We start from the raw sequence: 19,840 nt of genomic DNA, 5'->3' as shown, positions 1-19,840 counted from the left end.
CACCGAGATAACTTTAATTTAAAACTATTGCTTATATAAAGTCAGTTCTAGACCTATAATATCCGGAGGTAAATCTTCAAGTATTTTTTCAAGTTTCTTATTAATATTTTCATCATGAAATAAAACAGATAAGCCTGTTTTTGAATCAAAAATATTAATACCTACTCGTTCATCTGCAGATTTATAAATACTTTTGTTTTTACCGTAGAATATTCGCTTGATTAAGCCATGATTTTCTAGGTCGACTAAAATACGATAAATAGAACCTATACTGATCTTTTCTTTTCCAGCAAGCAGCACATAAATATCTTCTGCTGTTAAACCTTGTGGATTTTCTATAAGCAAATGGAAAAGTACAACACGGGTACGTGTAGCAGCTAATCCATTTGATCTTAGTTTTGAGGCAATATTCATTTTGCAATTTGATATAAAAAGCTAGCTAGAACATATAGCTAGCTTTTATAAGTTTAGAATGAATACTTCAAGGATGCATAATAAGCACGCCCTGGTTCATTATAAGTTTGATTTATAGACGTATCGCGCAACTTTTGCTCATCAAACAAGTTGCTTATACCAAGACGACCGCTTAGATTTTGATTAAATTTATAACCAAAATTAATACCAGCAATACTGTAACTTTTAATTGTTTCACGGTTCAGCGAAGCATTACGAGTTTCTTCATATTGCATTGGTTTTTGACGGCCGTATTGGGTATATACGAAATTGACATCCAAAGCATCGGTAATGTCATAGTTAAGAATAGAATTAATGGTATAGCTCGGTACAATCGATAATGGATTCCCGGTTTCTTTGTTAATTGAGTCTTTCATCCAAGTAAAGTTGTTTGTCCAACGAATATTCCCCCAATCTAGGCCAATACTTCCTTCAAGACCTTGCACCAACGCTTTAGGAATATTTGTCCATTGTAGAAGTCGATATGTTGAACTTCCAACTTCAACAGAATCTAATACAGTTGTACCAGAGGTAATCTTATCTTTATAGTCATTACGGAACCATGCCAAGCTAGCATTAACAATATCTTTCTCAAACTGGATTCCAAGCTCTTTATTAATAGATGTTTCAGGTTTTAGATCAGGATTACCTAATAAATAGCAACTGCCACTATCTACAGATACGGGGCAACCATTTCCTCGGGTAAATAATAAATATCCTTCAGCTGTTTGATATAAATTTGGAGTTTTGTATGCTTTTGCAATACCACCTTTTAAAGTGAAATACTCACCCAGCTTTTGAGTAAGGTTTAAGCTAGGGCTCCAGTTACTGCCAGATTTACTATGGTCATCAAAACGTACCGCCAATACCGCATTGGTACTATCAGTCAGCTGTACATTATCTTCAACATATGCCGAAGCAATCCGCGAATTCATCTTTGTACGATCTGCTGGCAAATTAATAATGCCAGATGCATCGGTTTGCGTAGTATTAGCCGAATCGGTAAAATCGTCTTCAACCCACTCAGCACCGACAGTTAGATTTTGTGGGCGCCAAACTTCAAAAGGAATATTTGCCTCGGCATTAAAACGCAATGTTTCCAGAAGTGAAGTTGAGCGATCAGTACTGTTAATACGCCCTTCCGGTCCGCCCGCAAGCCCCTCTGTCAAACGTTTGTTTTTCGTTTGATCATACGAAGCTACAAACTTGCTCTTACCCCAAGTCCAATCCCCTTCATGCGTTAATGCATAACTATCACGATACATCGTGTTGGTTTCGGTACCTAATAGTGAATTTAATAAAGCATTCGCTTCTGGATCTGTTGCATCAACATTACTATTTTGAGTATCACCAGTATACTCATTACCTTGGCGACTTGATGCGACATCTAATAAAACAGTTTGCTGATCTGTCATCTGCCACGCTAAACGTGCATTAATATCTTTATTTTCTACCCCTTCACGCGCCCCTGCTCGAGTACCACTCTCAGTTATAGGATTAATATCTGGATCGTCCGAATCAGTTTTATTGAAATTACCATATACACGATAGGACAAAACATCTTTAATAATTGGGCCACTCAGCGTTGCACTCACACGGCTACTACTACCTTCTTTGCTGTCTTCAGGTTGATTGGTATATACCTCGACTGAGCCATGGGTTTCATTCGTAACTTTTTTGGTAATAATATTAACCACACCGCCCATTGCACCATTCCCATAACGGGCAGCAGCAGGACCACGTAAAACTTCTATCGACTCAATCGCATCGGCAGGCACCCAATTAGAATCACCACGAGTATCACGCTCTCCACGCCAACCGTAACGTACTGAATTACGTGAAGTCGCTGGTTTGCCATCAATTAAAATGAGTGTGTTTTCTGGCCCCATTCCCCGAATATCAATTTGACGATTATTGCCACGTTGGCCTGTAGAACTGTTTCCAGTGAGATTAACACCAGGCATGCGACGTAAAATCTCAGAGATATCATTTACAACAGGTGTTTTTTCTAAATCTTCAGATGTGACTACCGATACGCCTAGAGATTGCTTCACCTGCTCTTCAGCAGTCACAACAATTGTATTCAACTTGACAGTTTCCGTTTCTACCTCCTTGTCCGTTGTCTCTGCCGACTCAGCCATGGAGCACATACTAAATAAAATTGAAGCAGCCAAAACAGAACGTGGAATATTGAACGCGGACATACTATGCCTCCCCTCAGAGATTAATGATGAGTTGCAACTGCAAATAATGAGTTAACACATAGTAACAAATAAAAATATAAATACAAATAAAATAGATAATCGTTCTCATTTATTTTGTTTAATTATTAAAATTCAATAATTTAATTTATAAAAACTTATATTTTTAAAATCAAAACAAAAATAGCAAGCTTAATAATTTATAAGCCCGCTTCTTTTATCATTATTTCTGCTCTTAAATAAGAAAAAGAAAATCAGATATATTATTTAGGATTGTTGTTAATAACAGTTTCAGTAATATTAGACTTCACACTAATAGCACGTTTAACACATGCTCCTTTTACTATGTAAGTTTAATAGTCCTTACTGTTATGTTAATCACAATACTCGCAATGTTGATCACCCTTCCACATATTTTGAAAGCTCAACCCGCACCATTGTCGCCCTTCATAGATGATTCATTCTCAATCATTCCAAATGTCTATCAATTTTGTCGCATACATTTTACTCATCTATAAGCATGAAAAAATGGATAAAAAATGAAGAAAATAATAATCATTACCAAATAATTAAAAATAATATTAATTTTCAAATATTTAAAAATAACAAATTTTTAACATTAATTATAAAAACTTAAAAATTTCATATTAAATTATAATTCTGTCTTAATGATTTACATACTTTTACAATACAAATCACTTATTTTTATAAATTTTGACTCATAAAAAAGCCCAGTCTTAACTGGGCTTTTTCTACATTCAAATGATTAAGCTGTTTTCTTAATCATATTGTTCTTACGAATTGTGATCATTACAAGCTGAACAGCTGCTGGCGTAACACCAGGAATACGGCTTGCTTGAGCTAATGTTTCCGGAAGAACTGTTTTTAATTTCTGGGTAATTTCGCGAGATAAACCAGACACGACATCATAGTCAAAATCGGCAGGAATTTTGGTTTCTTCAAGGCGTTTTAATTGAGCTACATCTTCATGCTGACGGTTAATATAACCTTCATATTTCACAGCAATTTCGATTTGCTCGCCCACTTGCTCTGAAACTTCAGAACCAGTAAGTTCTGCAATTTGACCAAAGTTGATGTTAGGACGCTTAAGCAAATCAATTGCGCTGCATTCTTTACTCAAATCAGCACCCGTCATTTCAACAAATTTTTTACCCATAGGGTTATTTGGTGCTGCCCATAAATGTTGTAAACGAGAGGTTTCACGCTCAACTGCTTCCATTTTTTCACAATAAGCAGCCCAACGTATATCATCAACCAAACCAAGTTCACGACCAATAGTTGTCAAGCGCTGATCCGCATTATCTTCACGCAACATCAAACGATATTCAGCACGTGAGGTAAACATACGATACGGTTCTTTAGTACCCAACGTAATCAGGTCATCAACTAGCACACCCATATAAGCTTGGTCACGTTTAGGTGTCCACTCTTCTTGCTCCCACGCACGGCGTGCAGCATTTAAACCTGCAAGTAAACCTTGTGCACCAGCTTCTTCGTAACCTGTTGTACCATTAATTTGACCAGCGAAATACAAGCCATTAATCGCTTTAGTTTCGAGGGTAAATTTCAACGCTTGCGGGTTGAAATAATCATATTCAATTGCATAGCCCGGACGTAAGATATGAGCGTTTTCCATACCACGAATTGAGCGTACAAGCTCAAACTGAACATCGAACGGTAAAGAAGTCGAAATACCATTAGGATAAAGCTCATGTGTATCTAGACCTTCTGGCTCCAAGAATACTTGATGTGAATCTTTATCAGCGAAACGGTGAATCTTATCTTCGATTGATGGACAGTAACGTGGTCCAACACCTTCAATAACACCTGTATACATTGGTGAACGATCTAAACCACCGCGAATAATATCGTGAGTTTTTTCGTTTGTATGAGTGATATAACAGTTTACTTGTTCAGGGTGCATAGAAGCATCACCCATGAAGGACATCACTGGAGACGGGAAATCACCCGGCTGCGGAATCATGACTGAAAAATCAACTGAACGTGCATCAATACGTGGTGGAGTCCCAGTTTTTAAACGACCAACAGGTAGTTTTAATTCACGTAAACGCTGAGCAAGAGCGATAGAAGGAGGATCCCCCGCGCGACCGCCACTTGATTTTTCTAAACCAACGTGGATCACACCACCCAAGAATGTACCTGTAGTCAACACAACCGTTTTCGTATCAAAACGGATACCCATTTGAGTCACAACACCTTTAACGGTATCGCCTTCAACAATTAGGTCATCAGCTGCTTGCTGGAAAATATCAAGATTCGCTTGATTTTCCAAAGTCTCACGGATGGCAGCTTTATAACGCACACGGTCTGCTTGAGCACGTGTTGCACGCACAGCTGCACCTTTACGTGAATTTAAAATACGGAACTGAATACCACCTTTATCGGCAGCTAAAGCCATTGCACCACCAAGTGCATCAATTTCACGTACTAAGTGAGACTTACCAATACCACCGATTGCTGGGTTACAACTCATTTGGCCCAAAGTCTCAATGTTATGGGTCAAAAGCAAAGTCTGTCGTCCCATACGCGCAGCAGCAAGGGCCGCTTCCGTACCTGCGTGACCGCCACCGATAACGATAACATCATAAACTTTAGGATAGTGCATGAGTACAAAAACACCAGAAAAAAAAGACGGAACATTATAGCAAAATTATCTGGTTATTGATGTACATAATTACAAAATTGTCTTCACATAATTTACGGTACGCCACATGATTTGACATTTTGTTTCATGAATTCAATACAAAGTGAATGTTTTTAAAATTAATTCATCTTAGAATAAAAAATGTACAGCACTTCTATGACTTTAAAATTAACGCAACGAGAAGGAATACAAAATGAAAACGACCATGTTAAAAATCTTAACTGCATCTCTAATTTGTTTTTCAGGCGTAACTTTTACCCATGCTGCTGACACGAGCAAAGCCGAAATGCAAAAACAAATTCGAGTCTGTGCAAAAAAACAGCAAGGTGAATGGGTTTCTTACAATCACAATGGTGTGATCTTTAACGGTACTTGCCAACCAAATGAAAATGGCAAGTTACAATTTAAAGCCCCTGCTCCTTAATTTGTTTTGACCCAAGGTATAGAAGAGATTACTTATTTTCTGCTATATCTCATCAATATTTTCAAAGGCGGTCCATTAAAGATGGGCCGCTTTCTTTTTTAAAATGGTCTAGTCCGCTACAATACGCCTTTAAATAAAATTTTTAGGTCCTTTTCGTGAAGTGGTTACAAATACACATTACCGTTGATCAAGAACAAGTTGAGTTCACAGAAACACTTTTAATGTCTCTAGGTGCGGTAAGCGTAACGCTGGATGATGCTGAAGATCAGGCTTTACTTGAACCATTACCAGGTGAAACACCTTTATGGAACAAAGTGATTGTGACAGGCATCTATCAACAAGACGAACAAGACCCAATTGATGTCGACACTTTAGAAGCTTTCTTAAAAGCTCAACTTCCAGATGTTCCTATGCGCCATGAAGAACTTGAAGATCAAGTGTGGGAACGTGCATGGATGGATTATTATGAACCAATTCAGATTGGGGAAAAGTTCTGGATCGTACCTGAATGGTTAGAACCACCAGAAGCAGACGCAACTAATATTAAGTTAGATCCAGGTCTTGCGTTTGGTACAGGTAATCACGCAAGTACTTTCCTATGCTTACAATGGCTGGGTAAAACTGACGTTAAAGATAAAATCGTGATTGATTATGGCTGTGGTTCAGGCATTTTGGGCGTAGCAGCTTTATTATTAGGTGCTAAAAAAGTATACGCTACTGATATCGACCCTCAAGCTGTTTTAGCCACAAAGCAAAATGCAGAACTCAACGGTGTATTAGATCGCCTATATGTAGGTCTTCCAGAAGAATTTGATCAAGAATTCAAACCTCAACAGGCTGATGTTTTAGTTGCAAATATTTTAGCGGGTCCATTGATGGCACTTGCGCCTGAATTTGCAAATTTAATTAAATCTGAGGGCGAGTTCGCACTTGCCGGTGTAATCGAAGAGCAAGTTACTGATGTCTCACGTGTTTATTCTGAATTTTTTGATATATTAGATGTCGAAAAGCGCGAAGAAAACTGGTGTCGCATTTCAGGAAAACGTAAAAAAATAAATTGAGATTTTTAACTCATGAATGAAAAACAAACCCGCTGCCCTAAGTGTTTAACAGTCTATAAAGTATCTCTTACTCAATTGACTGTTGCTCAGGGTATGGTTTGTTGCCCTAAATGTGATTTGAGCTTTAATGCATTAACCAATCTGATTAATATTGAACAGCCAGTCATGGTCAATTCAACAGCGTTAACCAATGGTTCAATGCAAACTAGGTATATGACACATTCTCACGTGTTAGATATCTTTGATCAAAAAGTTGAGAACTCTAATATTGATCTATTAACTTATCTCAATAACTTAAATTATTTTCACAACGAACCTATTAATGCTCTACCCAACCTTAATTTAGCTGAGCAAGCATCCCCACAAGAGCAAGACAATAATAAAAAGCATAGCTGGCTGTACTATACACTTTGGAGCTCTGCCAACCTTATTTTGATTTTAGTTTTTACTTTCCAGATTCTTTGGTTTAATCCTAAACTCATGCATGCAAGCCCAACAGTGAGCCATGCATTTAATTATGTTTGCCAAATACTACATTGCAACAAATCAGCAGAACTCTATCAACTTATCTATATAGAAAGGTTAAAAGTTCGCAAAATTGACGCAAGCCATACTCAGTTCTCAGGCATATTGCTCAATCAGAATAATAAAAGTATTGAGCTTCCTAACCTAAAGTTGATTTTTGCAACAGAACCAGACAAAACAGAGGAAATCATATTAACTCCTCAACAATATCTAGTTGAAAATTTACGGGGCATTCAACGCATTCCATCAAACACTCCTTTCCGATTCCAATTTGAGCTAAACAAAAGCAAAAAAAGGCTAGTAAATTATCGATTAGAAATTGTCCACCCCTAAAATGTAAAAAAAGTGAAAAAAAAATAAAAAAAAATGCAGTTAATTTGCTCACTTTTTCCTAGACAATGGTATGATACGCGCCACGAAAGCTTTGACTCATATACTCCTCGCTCTCAATCCAAAAAAAATACTGTTAAGCATGTGTGCTTTTCTACTTTAAGCGCATAGCCTAACTTTTTTTGTTTTTGAGGGGGCTGTAACAAATATTTAACTATTGTTACGCTTATTTTTTATTCAATACGAAGAAATATGGCAAGCTAATTGTTCTTATGTTTTAGAGTCACTGTTTTAGGATCTAAAACAGGACTCCGTATTTTTAGACCACATTTATATACTACTTTACCCAAGTTAGTATTTGATTTTCGGATTAACTCGCATGAATAGCAAATCTCCTATTTTTACTGCACAATCTGATGTTGCTCTTCGCATCCACGTGGATCGCGCAGTTCGCCATTATTTTGCACAATTGCAAGGTGAGCAACCATCTCAGGTATATGACATGGTGCTAGCAGAAATGGAGAAACCTCTTTTATCTGTAGTTCTTGAATATACACGTGGTAATCAAACACGTGCTGCAGAGATTCTTGGACTCAACCGTGGCACTTTACGTAAAAAGTTAAAAGCTCACGGTTTAATGAGTGAATAAATGATAAAATGCTCACGACGTCGTGGGCATTTTTTTATGCTTATTGGTTTTAATCCGTAGACTTGAAATTGTTGAATTAAACATCATGACTATTAAACGTGCTTTGATTTCTGTATCTGATAAGACAGGAATTGTCGAATTTGCTCAAAACCTTGCAGCTCTAGGGGTAGAACTATTATCTACAGGCGGCACATACAAGTTGCTTAAAGATAATAATATCGCGGTTGTAGAAGTATCTGAACATACTGGTTTCCCTGAAATGATGGATGGTCGTGTTAAGACATTACATCCAAAAATTCATGGCGGTATTCTTGCTCGTCGCGGTTTAGATGAAGCAGTTATGCAAGAGCACAACATCGATCCGATTGATCTTGTTGTTGTAAACCTTTATCCATTTGCTGCAACTGTTGCAAAACCAGACTGTACTCTTCCTGATGCTATCGAAAATATCGACATCGGTGGTCCTACAATGGTTCGTGCGGCTGCTAAAAACCATGCTTCAGTAGGTATCGTTGTAAATGCTTCTGATTACGACACTGTAATTAATGAATTAAAAACTGCTGGTTCACTTTCTTATGAAACGCGTTTCGATTTAGCAGTTAAAGCATTTGAACATACAGCTCAATACGACGGCATGATCGCTTCTTACTTAGGCGCTCGCGTTGGTAAGATCGAAGGTGAAGCTGACTTATTCCCTCGTACGTTCAATACTCAATTGAACAAAGCACAAGATTTACGTTACGGTGAAAACCCACATCAATCAGCTGCTTTTTATGTTGAAGCTAATGCAAAAGAAGCATCAGTTTCTACTGCAAAACAGTTACAAGGCAAAGAATTGTCTTATAACAACATTGCAGATACAGATGCAGCACTTGAATGTGTTAAATCATTCGCAAAACCTGCTTGTGTTATCGTAAAACATGCTAACCCTTGTGGTGTTGCTGTTTCTTTAGACGGCATTAAAGCTGCTTACGATTTAGCTTATGCGACTGATCCAGAATCTGCTTTCGGCGGCATTATTGCATTCAACCGTGAATTAGATGTTGCAACTGCTCAAGCAATTGTAGAGCGTCAATTCGTTGAAGTGATTATTGCTCCAAGTATTGCTGATGGCGTACTTGAAGTAACTGGCGCTAAGAAAAACGTTCGTGTTTTAGTATGTGGCGAGTTACCTGCAATTGATGCACGCGCACCGCAACTTGACTACAAACGCGTTAATGGCGGCTTACTTGTTCAAGATCAAGACTTAGGCATGATTACTAAAGATGATCTTAAAGTAGTTACGAAGCGTGCGCCAACTGAGCAAGAAATTGATGATCTTATCTTTGCTTGGAAAGTTGCAAAATACGTAAAATCAAACGCAATTGTTTATGCTAAAAACCGCCAAACTATTGGTGTAGGTGCAGGTCAAATGAGCCGTGTTAACTCAGCTCGTATTGCTGCCATTAAAGCTGAACATGCGGGGTTAGTTGTTGAAGGTGCTGTAATGGCTTCTGACGCATTCTTCCCATTCCGTGACGGTATTGATAATGCGGCTAAAGCTGGCATTAAATGTATCATTCAACCAGGTGGTTCTATGCGTGATGAAGAAGTAATCGCAGCAGCAGATGAAGCTGGTATTGCAATGGTCTTCACTGGTATGCGCCATTTCCGCCACTGATTTAAATTTAGTCCTCCCTAACCCTCCTTTTATTCAGGAGGGTTTTCCACAATAATGGAGCTAAACTCCACCTTGAGGGATAGAGGGGGATGAAAAGGATTAAAGTTAAGGAACAAATTAAAAATGAATATTTTAGTTTTAGGTAGTGGTGGTCGTGAACATGCTTTAGCATGGAAAATCGCGCAAGATATCAAAGTTACTCAAGTTTTCGTTGCTCCTGGTAATGCTGGTACAGCAACAGAAGACAAATGTGTAAATGTTCAACTTGATATTTTAGACAACCCTGCAATTATTGCTTTTGCTAAAGAAAATAATGTTGAGCTGGTTATTGTTGGCCCAGAAGCACCTTTAGTGAATGGTGTAGTAGATGCTGCACGTGAAGCAGGTCTAAAAATTTGGGGACCAACTCAATATGCTGCTCAGCTTGAAGGCTCAAAAGCATTTGCTAAACATTTTTTAAAGCGTCATAACATTCCAACTGCTTTTTACGAAGTATTTACGGAAGTTGATGCAGCTAAAGCTTATGTTGAAAAAAATGGTGCACCGATTGTAATTAAGGCCGATGGTCTTGCTGCTGGTAAAGGTGTAATCGTTGCAATGACCAACGAAGAAGCTTTTGCAGCAATTGATGACATGCTTGCTGGCAACAAATTCGGTGATGCTGGTTCACGTGTGGTAATTGAACAGTTCCTTGCAGGCGAAGAAGCTTCTTTCATTTGTATGATTGATGGTAAAAATATTTTACCAATGGCAACTTCACAAGATCACAAGCGTATTTTTGAAGGTGACCAAGGTCCTAATACGGGTGGTATGGGTGCCTACTCTCCTGCCCCAGTGGTAACTTCTGAGATTTTCGAACGCGTTATGACTGAAATCATGCGTCCGACTGTTGAAGGTATGGCTGCTGACGGACATGTCTACACTGGTTTCTTATATGCTGGCTTAATGATTGATGAACAAGGTCAACCACGTGTGATCGAGTTTAACTGTCGTTTTGGTGATCCTGAAACTCAGCCAATCATGATGCGCTTAAAGTCATCTCTTGTTGAATTGGTAGAAGCTGGTATTGCTGGCAATTTACCAAAAGAAGCTGAATGGGATGAACGTAAGTCAATCGGTATCGTACTTGCAGCCGAAGGCTATCCTGATAGCGTACGCAAAGGCGATGTAATTTCAGGTATTGGACAATCACCTGAAGATACTAAAATTTTCCACGCAGGTACTGCAACTCGTGAAGATGGTCACATCGTGACTTCTGGTGGTCGAGTTCTTTGTGTAACTGCGTTGGGTGACAGCGTTCTTGAAGCACAGATTAATGCGCTTGAAGTATGTGGACAAGTTACATTCACAGGTATGCAATATCGTAGTGACATTGGTTACCGCGCAATTGCACGTGAAAAAGCTGAGTAAAAACTCATTTATAGAAAGTCCTCTATGAAAGAGGGCTTTCTATTTTATTTTCACTTATCAAAAGATTTCATATAAATCCCAATTTTTATTCACTTCCAATCAATCAGATCGAAACATGTCCACTATATTGAATATGTTTTTATTGATATGATTAGTCAAAGCGTTGGAACTTTCCACAAAGTTATTGTGCCTCTAAATATTAGAGCTCATCATCTAATTCTGTTAGGGATAATAGTTATTTTTAACATTGAATACTTTTAGAGATCGTTTAAGACTGATAACACAAAATAAAACTGTTATGAAAATAGTTTTATTTAGCTCAGCTTATGACGGCAAATCAAGTATCTGAAGAATTAGAAAAGAGCTATAAGTGATAACTTTTAGTATTGAAGACTTTGTGATGTTGCAACAAAACTTATTTCTTTTCTAGTTGAGAGCCAACTCGAATAGTTGATTTCTCACTTAATCAGGACTTTTTTTACATGAAAAAGCTGATCAGTCTTTTTTTAAGCGTGTCTGTGCTATTACTTGCAGCCTGCGGTAAACAACAAAGTGAACCACAAGCTGGAAAGAGTGGTGATTCATCACAACTTCAAACTGTGGTTATTGCCTCAACTGGTTCTGACGCTGATATCTGGCGTTATATTTCGACTCTACCAGAAACTAAAGCTGCTGGTATTAAGCTTGAAGTGAAAAACTTCACTGATTATGTTGCAATGAATACAGCTGTAGCAAATAAAGAAGTTGACCTAAATGCATTCCAATCTTATGCATATTTGGTTGCTTTCAATGCATCAAATAAAGATAAAATTGCTCCAGTTGCTACAACTTATCTTGAACCAATGGGTATCTACTCAAGTAAACATAAAAAAGTAGAAGAATTCCCTCAAGGTGCAAGCATTGCAATTCCTAATGATGCAGCGAATGAAGCTCGCGCGTTATTGTTATTACAAAGTGCTGGCTTAATCAAACTTAAAGCTGACTTCGATCCTGCTAAAGGTACACCAAGCGATATTATCGATAACAGCAAAAAAATTGATATTAAACCAATTCAAATGGCGACAGCTGTACGCGTAAAAGATGAAGTTGATGCAATTGTTTTGGGTAATACGTTAGCTTTAGAAGGTGGCCTGAACGTACTTAAAGATTCTATCTACTACGAGCCTGTTGACCAGAGTACTAAACTGAATGTAAACATTCTTGCAACAGCTGAATCTCGTAAAGATGACCCAACTCTTCAGAAGGTTGGTCAGCTATACCACACTGAAGCTGTTAAAAAATACGTTGAACAACACTTTGGTGGTACAAAAGTTGACGTGAATCAGCCAATCAGCTACCTCACGGAAGCTAAATAGTAATATAATAGCTGCAACGCGAAACAGGCAAAGACTCTTTGCCTGTTTTTTCTTTTTAGCATAGTTTTTGACGACATGATTCAATTTAAAAACATTTCAAAGCACTATCAGCTTAAAGGCCAAACCATACGAGCTCTGGACCAAATTAATTTGGAAATTCCAGAAGGAAGTATTTTTGGGATTATTGGCTATAGTGGTGCAGGTAAAAGTACTTTAATCCGCCTGATTAACTTACTTGAACGACCAAATGAAGGTCAGGTTATCATTAATCAAAAGGACTTCACTGCTTTGGATGCGCGTTCATTACGTCAGGAACGTGCAAATATTGGTATGATTTTTCAGCACTTCAATTTGCTACAAACCAAGACGGTTGCTGAAAATATCGAAATGCCAATGCGTCTGCTGAATTACAATAAGGCAGAACGTGAAAAGCGCTTAAATGAGTTATTGGAGTTCATTGATCTTAAGCATAAAAAAGATGCTTATCCTGATGAACTTTCTGGCGGCCAAAAGCAACGTGTCGGTATTGCTCGTGCTTTGGCAAATCATCCAAAAATTCTTTTGTGTGATGAAGCAACCTCTGCCCTAGACCCGCAAACAACCAAGTCTGTTTTAGAGTTACTCAAGAAAATCAATCAAGAGCAAAAAATCACAATTGTTATGGTGACCCATGAAATGGATGTCATTGAAACCGTTTGTGATCATGTAGCTGTGATGGAAGCAGGTAAAGTCATTGAACAAGGCTCAACGATTGATATCTTTAGTAATCCTCAACATCCGACGACTAAGAACTTTATTCAGACTGTTTTACATCAACAGTTGCCTGTGAATATTTTAAATCAACTCGAAAATCAGCATCACCACAGCATCTACTGTTTACAGTTTTTAGGTCGCTCTGCTCAGGAACCTGTAATTCAGTCATTGATTAAACAATTTGATATTAGCTTAAATATCTTGTTCGCTAACATGACTGAAATTAACGGCACTGTAATTGGTCAAATGTTTGTACAGCTTCTAGGTGAGCCTGAGTTGATTCAGCAGGCTATCGAGTTTTTAGAGAAAAATGAAGTGAGTGTAGTTCAATCAGGAGATCAAGTATGAGAGATTTAATCGTACAGTGGTTAACTGAACTTACTCAGCCGTTCTGGCACAGCTCCCTTTCAATTGACCAGTTTGTAACAGCATTGCAAGAAACATTTCACATGGTGTTCTTTGCGCTTTTATTTGGTGGTATTTGGGGATTCATTCAAGGGATTATCCTGCTTGTAACTCGTCCAGAAGGTATTTTGCCGAATAGATTCATTTATCATTTACTCAACCCGATTGTAAATGCGTTACGCTCTCTGCCATTTATTATTTTACTTATTGCAGTGATTCCTCTTACCAAGTTATTGGTAGGCACTTCAATTGGTACATGGGCAGCGATCGTTCCTTTAACGATTTACGTTGGGCCCTATATGGGACGTCTGATTGAGACTTCCCTGCTTGAAGTAAATGAAGGAATTATTGAATCTGCTCAAGCAATGGGTGCTACACCTTGGCAAATTATCTCTCGCTTTGTTTTGCCAGAAGCACGCAGTTCACTCATTTTAAACCTAACCACAGCAACCATCAGTTTGATTGGCGCAACAGCAATGGCTGGTGCAGTTGGTGCCGGTGGTATTGGTGATTTAGCTATTTCGTATGGTTACCAACGTTTTGATACAAGCGTTGTAATTTTAACAGTGATTGTTCTATTGCTCTTAGTACAGATTGTACAGACACTAGGCAACTGGCTCGCGAAGATACGTTAAATTATCGATTATAAAAAGCTCCCTTCAGGGGGCTTTTTTGTTTGATATGAATCTTTTTTATCCAACAGTTGAGTGCGTGAGTTAATACCATTTTCTGTTATGATCAAAATCAGTGATTATTTATTTACTTTTTGGATTTGGTTTTAGGATAAAACAATGCGTTATAGAATTCATTTTATTGATGTGCAGAATGCCCTCCAAAACTATATCTGGATTTTAGAAGATACTGAAACCCAACAAGCCGTTGCAGTTGATCCAACAGAAGCAGAACTTGTTACTCAATTTTGTCAAAATCATCAACTCACTTTAACACAGATCTGGCTCACCCATTGGCACAAAGACCATATTGGAGGTGTGGCTGATCTTACTGCTGCTCAAAATATTACAGTGTATGGTCCACGTGATGAGCTTACAAAAATTCCAGGAATCACCCACCCCTTACAACATAATGATCATCTAAAGTTTAATGATTTAAAAGTAGAGATTATTGCGACCCCTGGCCACACTTTAGGACATATTGTGTATTTCATTGAGGAATTAGAAGCTGTATTCTGCGGCGACACTTTGTTTGCAATGGGATGTGGTCGATTATTTGAAGGTACGGCTGAACAAATGTATCACTCACTGAGCCGTCTAGCAGCATTACCTACACAAACCAAAGTTTATTGTACGCATGAATACACACTTTCAAATGCTGAATTTGCCTTAACGGTAGAGCCTCATAACCATGCTTTATCTGAACGAGCAGAAGAAGTCCGTGAGCGACGTAAACAAGGATCAATCACCCTCCCGAGTACGATTGAACTTGAATTAGCAACCAATCCTTTTCTTCGTGCAGAAAGTGTTGAAGACTTTACTCACCTACGCGCCCTTAAAGATAATTTCTAAAATTAATTTTCAATAAAAGATACAGTTTCATTTTAAAAACTGTATCTTTTTGCATAAGGCTTTTTGATCGTAATTATTTTTTACATTTACTTTATTCTTATTTATTCAAATTTTTTGAAAATTTCGCCAAATTTATACTTTTTTTAAAACATGCCAAGGAATAATATTTTAAATAAAAAAGTTTTATTTTTTAGTTACATAACATCCTCACAATTTTATAAAAAACAAAAATTTCCTTTCTCTATCTTACTTTTTTTACAACTTGCAAAATAAAACAAAGTTTTCCCCCTTTAAAAAATCTAATTAAAACCCTATTAATAAATAAGATGTAATGCCACGGATAGAAGGAGTTCTCACGTGAAAAAGGTTGTTAAAGCTAAAAATTTGATTGCGTTTCGTATTTGGTTAGAAAAGTTAGGGTATTCAGTTAAAAATCTTGCTGATGGGAAAGGTTTTACTTTTAGTTTTAAAAAAGAATATGGTTTAGTGACCTGTGATTTAGCAGGAAATTCATTAGCGATGCAATTAGGTGAAGAGTTTGAGGATCACTTAAAAGCTTAATTTTACGACTTAATTTAATTACTATGTTTTTTTGAAAAAGACATGAATCTTGCAGAACTTTAGAATGGTTTAATTAAAATATATTGTTAGACATTAAACAAAAAATCTGTAGCGGGGCTACTCTCCCAAATTGCCCTTAGCTACAGATTTTTTTATAAAATTATTGTGCTTTAGGGTTCTTTAATGCTTTATCTAAAAGATCTTTATCTAAAGCCTTATCCCATCTTGCTACAACAATTGTTGCACAAGCATTACCTACTAAGTTTGTTAATGCACGACATTCAGACATAAAACGATCAATACCAAGAATTAATGCCATACCTGCAACAGGAACCGCCGGTACAACCGATAGAGTTGCAGCCAGAGTAATAAAGCCTGCACCAGTCACCCCTGCTGCACCTTTAGAACTTACCATCGCAACAAGAAGCAATGCAATTTGTTCACTAATTGATAAGTCTACGTTACACGCTTGCGCAATAAACAGAGCGGCCATAGTCATGTAGATATTTGTACCATCTAAGTTAAATGAATAACCTGTTGGAATTACCAAACCGACTACCGATTTTTCACAACCTGCTTTTTGCATTTTATCCATTAAAGATGGTAAAGCTGCTTCAGAAGAACTTGTTCCTAAAACCAACCAAAGTTCATCTTTGATATAACGGATTAAATGAATAATTGAGAAGCCGTTGTAACGCGCTACTGCTCCTAAGATCACTATGACAAATAGTACCGCTGTAATATAGAACGTCATAATTAATAGTAATAAATTACCAATTGATTCGATTCCATACGCACCGATGGTAAAAGCCATTGCACCAAAAGCACCGATTGGAGCTAGCTTCATTAACATACCAACCAGATAGAAAACTGGAGCCGTTAAGTTATTTAAGAAATCTGTAATTGGACGCGCACGGTCACCCAATGCAGCTAAAGAAATACCAAATAACACCGCTACAAATAGAACCTGCAAAATTTCGCCACCTGCCAGAGGGCTGACTAGTGTTTGCGGGATAATATTCATGAAAAAGTCGGTAATATTTGTTGCGTGCGCCTTTTCAACGTAAGTATTTACTTTATCGTTCACTAAGGTAGCAGGATCAATATTAAGACCTTTACCCGGTTGGATAATATTTGCCACAATCATACCAACCACAAGAGCCAAGCTTGAGAAGGTAAGGAAATAAAGCATCGCTTTACCAGTTACACGGCCAACTCGTCTCATGTTTGTCATACTGGCAATGCCTGTCACAACAGTTAAAAAGATTACGGGAGCAATAATCATTTTAACAATCTTGATGAATGCATCACCAAGCGGTTTTAAACTTTCGCCAAGTTCTGGGTAAAAATGACCTATTAAAATGCCCAAAATAATTGCAAAGATGACCTGTACATACAAAATTTGGTGAAACTTCTGTTTTTTCTGCACTGTTTCTTGGTCAAGGGTATTGAAATCCATTATCTAAATACCTTTTCGATGGGGATAAAAAAAATAAATATAAAGCGTGCACCACAAGCTGCTTTATCAAGGAAAAGCCATTGTAAAGAATAAAAAACGGCCTGTGTTATAAATTTAAAAAATGTTAAATCCAATAGTCATGCAATAAATTATATAAAATCATTATAATTTTTCTGTTTTCAAACATAGAAAAATAAATAAAATACTTCCTAAGTTATTATTTAAATTCTATATTTCAATAAAATTAAGCATAAAAATAGCTATCTAGGCTTAATTAGATCAAATAAGCCTACCATTTATTAAATAAATGATTTTATAAAAAACATGTAAATTGTAAATTATGAAAATTTAATTTAAAAATAATAAGAAATATTGATATATAAATTTATAACCACAGAAGAAATTATCTATTTCGATCAATATTCTGCTCAAATAATTCTTTTCATTTAAATGACATCAGCATGTGCTTTAAATAAACGTGCCAATAAAGTTTGCACGTAATCTAAATCTAATACTCGATCGGTGAATAAAATTCTGAACAGCATAGGTGCAATCACAGCTTCGATAATTTCCTGATTGTCGATGGTTAATTCATTACGTGATTTCGCTCTGGCTTGAATAATGTCAAGTTGTTGAATAATTAAAGTTTCGCATTTTCGAGCGTTGGAAGAATCGTTTGTATGTAGCACATCACGTAGCAATGTTTGCCCTACTTCAGAAGAGTACTCCTCGAAATATTGTTCAATCCATGCAGTAACATCAAGCTGAAATGAACCTAAATCTTTCGGTTCCATATCTGGCTTCAGTTCATTTAAGGCTACATCTGAAAATAGCTGATTGATATCACCCCAACGGCGGTAAATAGTTGAAGGTGTTACTCCTGCTTTTTGAGCAATCATAGGGATAGTAATTTGGCTTTGCTCCAAATTTTTTTGTAGTCCTTTTACTGCTTGATGTACCGCAGTTTGAATTCTTTCACTACGACCACCTGGACGTAACCCAGTAACAACTTTTGCCATTAATCAGCTCTACTTCAAGAAGAAACAATTAAAATATTATTTGTATATACAAAATACACTAAAGCTAATGATTTGCTTTAGTGTAAAAATAATGTATAAAAGCTAAATATTCGCTTTAATGTTATTCATCTTATATGAACAATTCAAGTTCAAAACGGTCTGGATCAGTTTTTCAGTTAGATCCAAAAGTGGCGTTGACCTTAAATACAATCACGCTCATGACCTTTATGGCGGCGTCTAGTGCCCCTACACCTCTATATCGTCTGTATCAGCAGACATGGCAATTTTCGCCTGTTACTCTAACTTTGATTTTTGCGACCTACGCGTTTACCTTACTTGCGTCTCTACTCATTATTGGTTCTTTATCTGATTATATCGGACGTCGGCCTGTCATTATTACAGCAATTTTTCTGCAAATTGCTTCAATGAGCTTTTTTCTTTTTGCCTCAGATGTTTCGATGTTATTTATCGCACGTGGCTTACAAGGTATCGCAACAGGTCTTGCCGTTTCTGCAATTGGAGCTGCAATTTTAGATTTCAGTAAGCATCATGGCTCCCTAATTAATAGTATTGCTCCCATGGTCGGCATGGCAGCAGGTATTTTTATTACATGTCTTATTCTGCAATTTTCAGCTCAACCCTTACATTTGGTTTTTGAACTCTTATGTGTTTTGTTTGCATTTGAACTTATTCTAAGTTTCTTTAACCCTGAGACTGTACGCAAAAGATCAGGAGCTTTGGCTTCATTAAAACCCAACATGGCTATTCCTCATCAAGCAAGAGGTGCACTATTAAGTATTAGCCCTATTAATATTGCGCTCTGGATGGTGAGTGGTTTTTTCTTATCACTTATGCCCTCTTTACTGGCAAAAATTTTTCAAACATCTTCAGCTTGGCTAAACGGCAGTATGTTTATGGCGCTCGCCCTTTCAGGTGCGGCAGGGATTCTGACGCTTAGAAAATCTACCAATTTTCGTATTTTGCTCACAGGCACCTTATCCATCATTATTGGTGCAACCGTTTTATTTTTAGCGATCAATTTTACAAGTGCCGTGGTTCTACTTATTGGTTCTATTATTACCGGAGTGGGTTTTGGTACAGCTTTCATGGGAGCAATTCGTACTGTCATGCCTCTCGCTTTACCCGAAGAACGTGCAGGTTTAATGGCTGCATTCTTTGTTGAAAGCTATTTGGCTTTTAGTGTTCCAGCAATTCTGGCGGGTTACTTTGTGGGTAAAATCGGACTTATGAACAGCGCCAATATTTATATGAGTTTAATTATTGGTCTTGCACTGATTGCCCTTCTAATGATTTTTAAAAATATTAAAAGTAAATAAGGATTAAAAAAAACAGCCTCCATCAAGGC

Annotated in this window: 17 protein-coding genes; 12 read left to right on the top strand and 5 right to left on the bottom strand. The window is 37.3% G+C overall.

Annotation, left to right across the window (positions count from 1 at the left end; all coding sequences use genetic code 11):
* Window positions 1-24: 24 nt before the first annotated feature.
* The 3 genes from HLV59_RS06550 to mnmG all read right to left on the bottom strand — a co-directional run bounded on the left by HLV59_RS06550 (window position 25) and on the right by mnmG (window position 5,301).
* Window positions 25-414 carry a Fur family transcriptional regulator gene (locus HLV59_RS06550; protein ID WP_171429584.1) on the bottom strand — a complete coding sequence of 130 codons (390 nt, stop codon included), beginning with the start codon at window positions 412-414 and terminating at the stop codon, window positions 25-27.
* A gap of 53 nt (window positions 415-467) precedes the next feature.
* Window positions 468-2,657 carry a TonB-dependent siderophore receptor gene (locus HLV59_RS06545; protein ID WP_057105701.1) on the bottom strand — a complete coding sequence of 730 codons (2,190 nt, stop codon included), beginning with the start codon at window positions 2,655-2,657 and terminating at the stop codon, window positions 468-470.
* Between the two features lie 763 nt (window positions 2,658-3,420).
* Complete coding sequence (mnmG, locus tag HLV59_RS06540; RefSeq protein ID WP_031948824.1) at window positions 3,421-5,301, bottom strand: tRNA uridine-5-carboxymethylaminomethyl(34) synthesis enzyme MnmG; 1,881 nt, start codon at window positions 5,299-5,301, stop codon at window positions 3,421-3,423.
* Window positions 5,302-5,533: 232 nt separating this feature from the next.
* Between mnmG and HLV59_RS06535 the strand changes: the two genes are divergently transcribed.
* The 11 genes from HLV59_RS06535 (at window position 5,534) to HLV59_RS06485 (ending at window position 15,996) form a co-directional block, all read left to right on the top strand.
* Window positions 5,534-5,764: a hypothetical protein gene (locus HLV59_RS06535; protein WP_016145832.1), complete on the top strand. Its 231-nt coding sequence runs from the start codon at window positions 5,534-5,536 to the stop codon at window positions 5,762-5,764.
* Window positions 5,765-5,919: 155 nt separating this feature from the next.
* Complete coding sequence (prmA, locus tag HLV59_RS06530) at window positions 5,920-6,825, top strand: 50S ribosomal protein L11 methyltransferase (RefSeq protein WP_171429583.1); 906 nt, start codon at window positions 5,920-5,922, stop codon at window positions 6,823-6,825.
* Between the two features lie 12 nt (window positions 6,826-6,837).
* Entirely contained in the window at window positions 6,838-7,683 is an 846-nt protein-coding gene (locus HLV59_RS06525; RefSeq protein ID WP_031948826.1) for a zinc-ribbon and DUF3426 domain-containing protein, read from the top strand.
* A gap of 376 nt (window positions 7,684-8,059) precedes the next feature.
* Window positions 8,060-8,329 carry a DNA-binding transcriptional regulator Fis gene (gene fis, locus HLV59_RS06520; protein WP_001086304.1) on the top strand — a complete coding sequence of 90 codons (270 nt, stop codon included), beginning with the start codon at window positions 8,060-8,062 and terminating at the stop codon, window positions 8,327-8,329.
* Between the two features lie 85 nt (window positions 8,330-8,414).
* Entirely contained in the window at window positions 8,415-9,989 is a 1,575-nt protein-coding gene (gene purH / locus HLV59_RS06515; protein WP_216606761.1) for a bifunctional phosphoribosylaminoimidazolecarboxamide formyltransferase/IMP cyclohydrolase, read from the top strand.
* 123 nt (window positions 9,990-10,112) lie between these two features.
* A complete protein-coding gene (gene purD / locus HLV59_RS06510; RefSeq protein ID WP_171429581.1) occupies window positions 10,113-11,399 on the top strand; it encodes a phosphoribosylamine--glycine ligase in 1,287 nt (428 codons plus the stop codon).
* A gap of 482 nt (window positions 11,400-11,881) precedes the next feature.
* Window positions 11,882-12,754: a MetQ/NlpA family ABC transporter substrate-binding protein gene (locus HLV59_RS06505; protein WP_016145837.1), complete on the top strand. Its 873-nt coding sequence runs from the start codon at window positions 11,882-11,884 to the stop codon at window positions 12,752-12,754.
* 75 nt (window positions 12,755-12,829) lie between these two features.
* Entirely contained in the window at window positions 12,830-13,855 is a 1,026-nt protein-coding gene (locus HLV59_RS06500) for a methionine ABC transporter ATP-binding protein (protein WP_151747568.1), read from the top strand.
* Window positions 13,852-14,547, top strand: coding sequence for a methionine ABC transporter permease (locus HLV59_RS06495; RefSeq protein WP_016145839.1), 696 nt, complete (start codon window positions 13,852-13,854; stop codon window positions 14,545-14,547). The genes HLV59_RS06500 and HLV59_RS06495 overlap by 4 nt, the downstream gene beginning before the upstream one ends.
* Window positions 14,548-14,703: 156 nt before the next feature.
* Entirely contained in the window at window positions 14,704-15,435 is a 732-nt protein-coding gene (gloB, locus tag HLV59_RS06490; protein WP_171429580.1) for a hydroxyacylglutathione hydrolase, read from the top strand.
* A 357-nt stretch (window positions 15,436-15,792) separates the two neighbouring features.
* Complete coding sequence (locus HLV59_RS06485; protein WP_002119766.1) at window positions 15,793-15,996, top strand: hypothetical protein; 204 nt, start codon at window positions 15,793-15,795, stop codon at window positions 15,994-15,996.
* 160 nt (window positions 15,997-16,156) lie between these two features.
* Here HLV59_RS06485 and HLV59_RS06480 read toward each other — a convergent pair whose 3' ends face one another.
* On the bottom strand, window positions 16,157-17,455 hold the full coding sequence (locus HLV59_RS06480; protein ID WP_171429579.1) for a dicarboxylate/amino acid:cation symporter: 1,299 nt from the start codon (window positions 17,453-17,455) through the stop codon (window positions 16,157-16,159).
* 446 nt (window positions 17,456-17,901) lie between these two features.
* Window positions 17,902-18,474 carry a TetR/AcrR family transcriptional regulator gene (locus HLV59_RS06475; protein WP_171429578.1) on the bottom strand — a complete coding sequence of 191 codons (573 nt, stop codon included), beginning with the start codon at window positions 18,472-18,474 and terminating at the stop codon, window positions 17,902-17,904.
* Window positions 18,475-18,608: 134 nt separating this feature from the next.
* Between HLV59_RS06475 and HLV59_RS06470 the strand changes: the two genes are divergently transcribed.
* Window positions 18,609-19,811, top strand: coding sequence for an MFS transporter (locus HLV59_RS06470; protein WP_171429577.1), 1,203 nt, complete (start codon window positions 18,609-18,611; stop codon window positions 19,809-19,811).
* The last annotated feature ends 29 nt before the right edge of the window (window positions 19,812-19,840 follow it).

The organism is Acinetobacter lactucae (assembly GCF_013122135.1).
GTDB classification, from domain to species: domain Bacteria; phylum Pseudomonadota; class Gammaproteobacteria; order Pseudomonadales; family Moraxellaceae; genus Acinetobacter; species Acinetobacter lactucae.
The sequence above is the reverse complement of the archived record's forward strand: the minus strand, read 5'-3'. Positions and strand labels throughout refer to the sequence as shown.

What these genes read in the sequence shown, in the direction of transcription:
- HLV59_RS06495 (WP_016145839.1), top strand. Translation starts at nt 13,852, where the DNA reads ATGAGAGATTTAATCGTACAGTGGTTAACTGAACTTACTCAGCCGTTC.
- HLV59_RS06545 (WP_057105701.1), bottom strand. Translation starts at nt 2,657, where the DNA reads ATGTCCGCGTTCAATATTCCACGTTCTGTTTTGGCTGCTTCAATTTTA.
- HLV59_RS06535 (WP_016145832.1), top strand. Translation starts at nt 5,534, where the DNA reads ATGAAAACGACCATGTTAAAAATCTTAACTGCATCTCTAATTTGTTTT.
- purH (WP_216606761.1), top strand. Translation starts at nt 8,415, where the DNA reads ATGACTATTAAACGTGCTTTGATTTCTGTATCTGATAAGACAGGAATT.
- purD (WP_171429581.1), top strand. Translation starts at nt 10,113, where the DNA reads ATGAATATTTTAGTTTTAGGTAGTGGTGGTCGTGAACATGCTTTAGCA.
- HLV59_RS06550 (WP_171429584.1), bottom strand. Translation starts at nt 414, where the DNA reads ATGAATATTGCCTCAAAACTAAGATCAAATGGATTAGCTGCTACACGT.
- mnmG (WP_031948824.1), bottom strand. Translation starts at nt 5,301, where the DNA reads ATGCACTATCCTAAAGTTTATGATGTTATCGTTATCGGTGGCGGTCAC.
- HLV59_RS06525 (WP_031948826.1), top strand. Translation starts at nt 6,838, where the DNA reads ATGAATGAAAAACAAACCCGCTGCCCTAAGTGTTTAACAGTCTATAAA.
- fis (WP_001086304.1), top strand. Translation starts at nt 8,060, where the DNA reads ATGAATAGCAAATCTCCTATTTTTACTGCACAATCTGATGTTGCTCTT.
- HLV59_RS06500 (WP_151747568.1), top strand. Translation starts at nt 12,830, where the DNA reads ATGATTCAATTTAAAAACATTTCAAAGCACTATCAGCTTAAAGGCCAA.
- HLV59_RS06505 (WP_016145837.1), top strand. Translation starts at nt 11,882, where the DNA reads ATGAAAAAGCTGATCAGTCTTTTTTTAAGCGTGTCTGTGCTATTACTT.
- HLV59_RS06475 (WP_171429578.1), bottom strand. Translation starts at nt 18,474, where the DNA reads ATGGCAAAAGTTGTTACTGGGTTACGTCCAGGTGGTCGTAGTGAAAGA.
- HLV59_RS06480 (WP_171429579.1), bottom strand. Translation starts at nt 17,455, where the DNA reads ATGGATTTCAATACCCTTGACCAAGAAACAGTGCAGAAAAAACAGAAG.
- HLV59_RS06470 (WP_171429577.1), top strand. Translation starts at nt 18,609, where the DNA reads ATGAACAATTCAAGTTCAAAACGGTCTGGATCAGTTTTTCAGTTAGAT.
- gloB (WP_171429580.1), top strand. Translation starts at nt 14,704, where the DNA reads ATGCGTTATAGAATTCATTTTATTGATGTGCAGAATGCCCTCCAAAAC.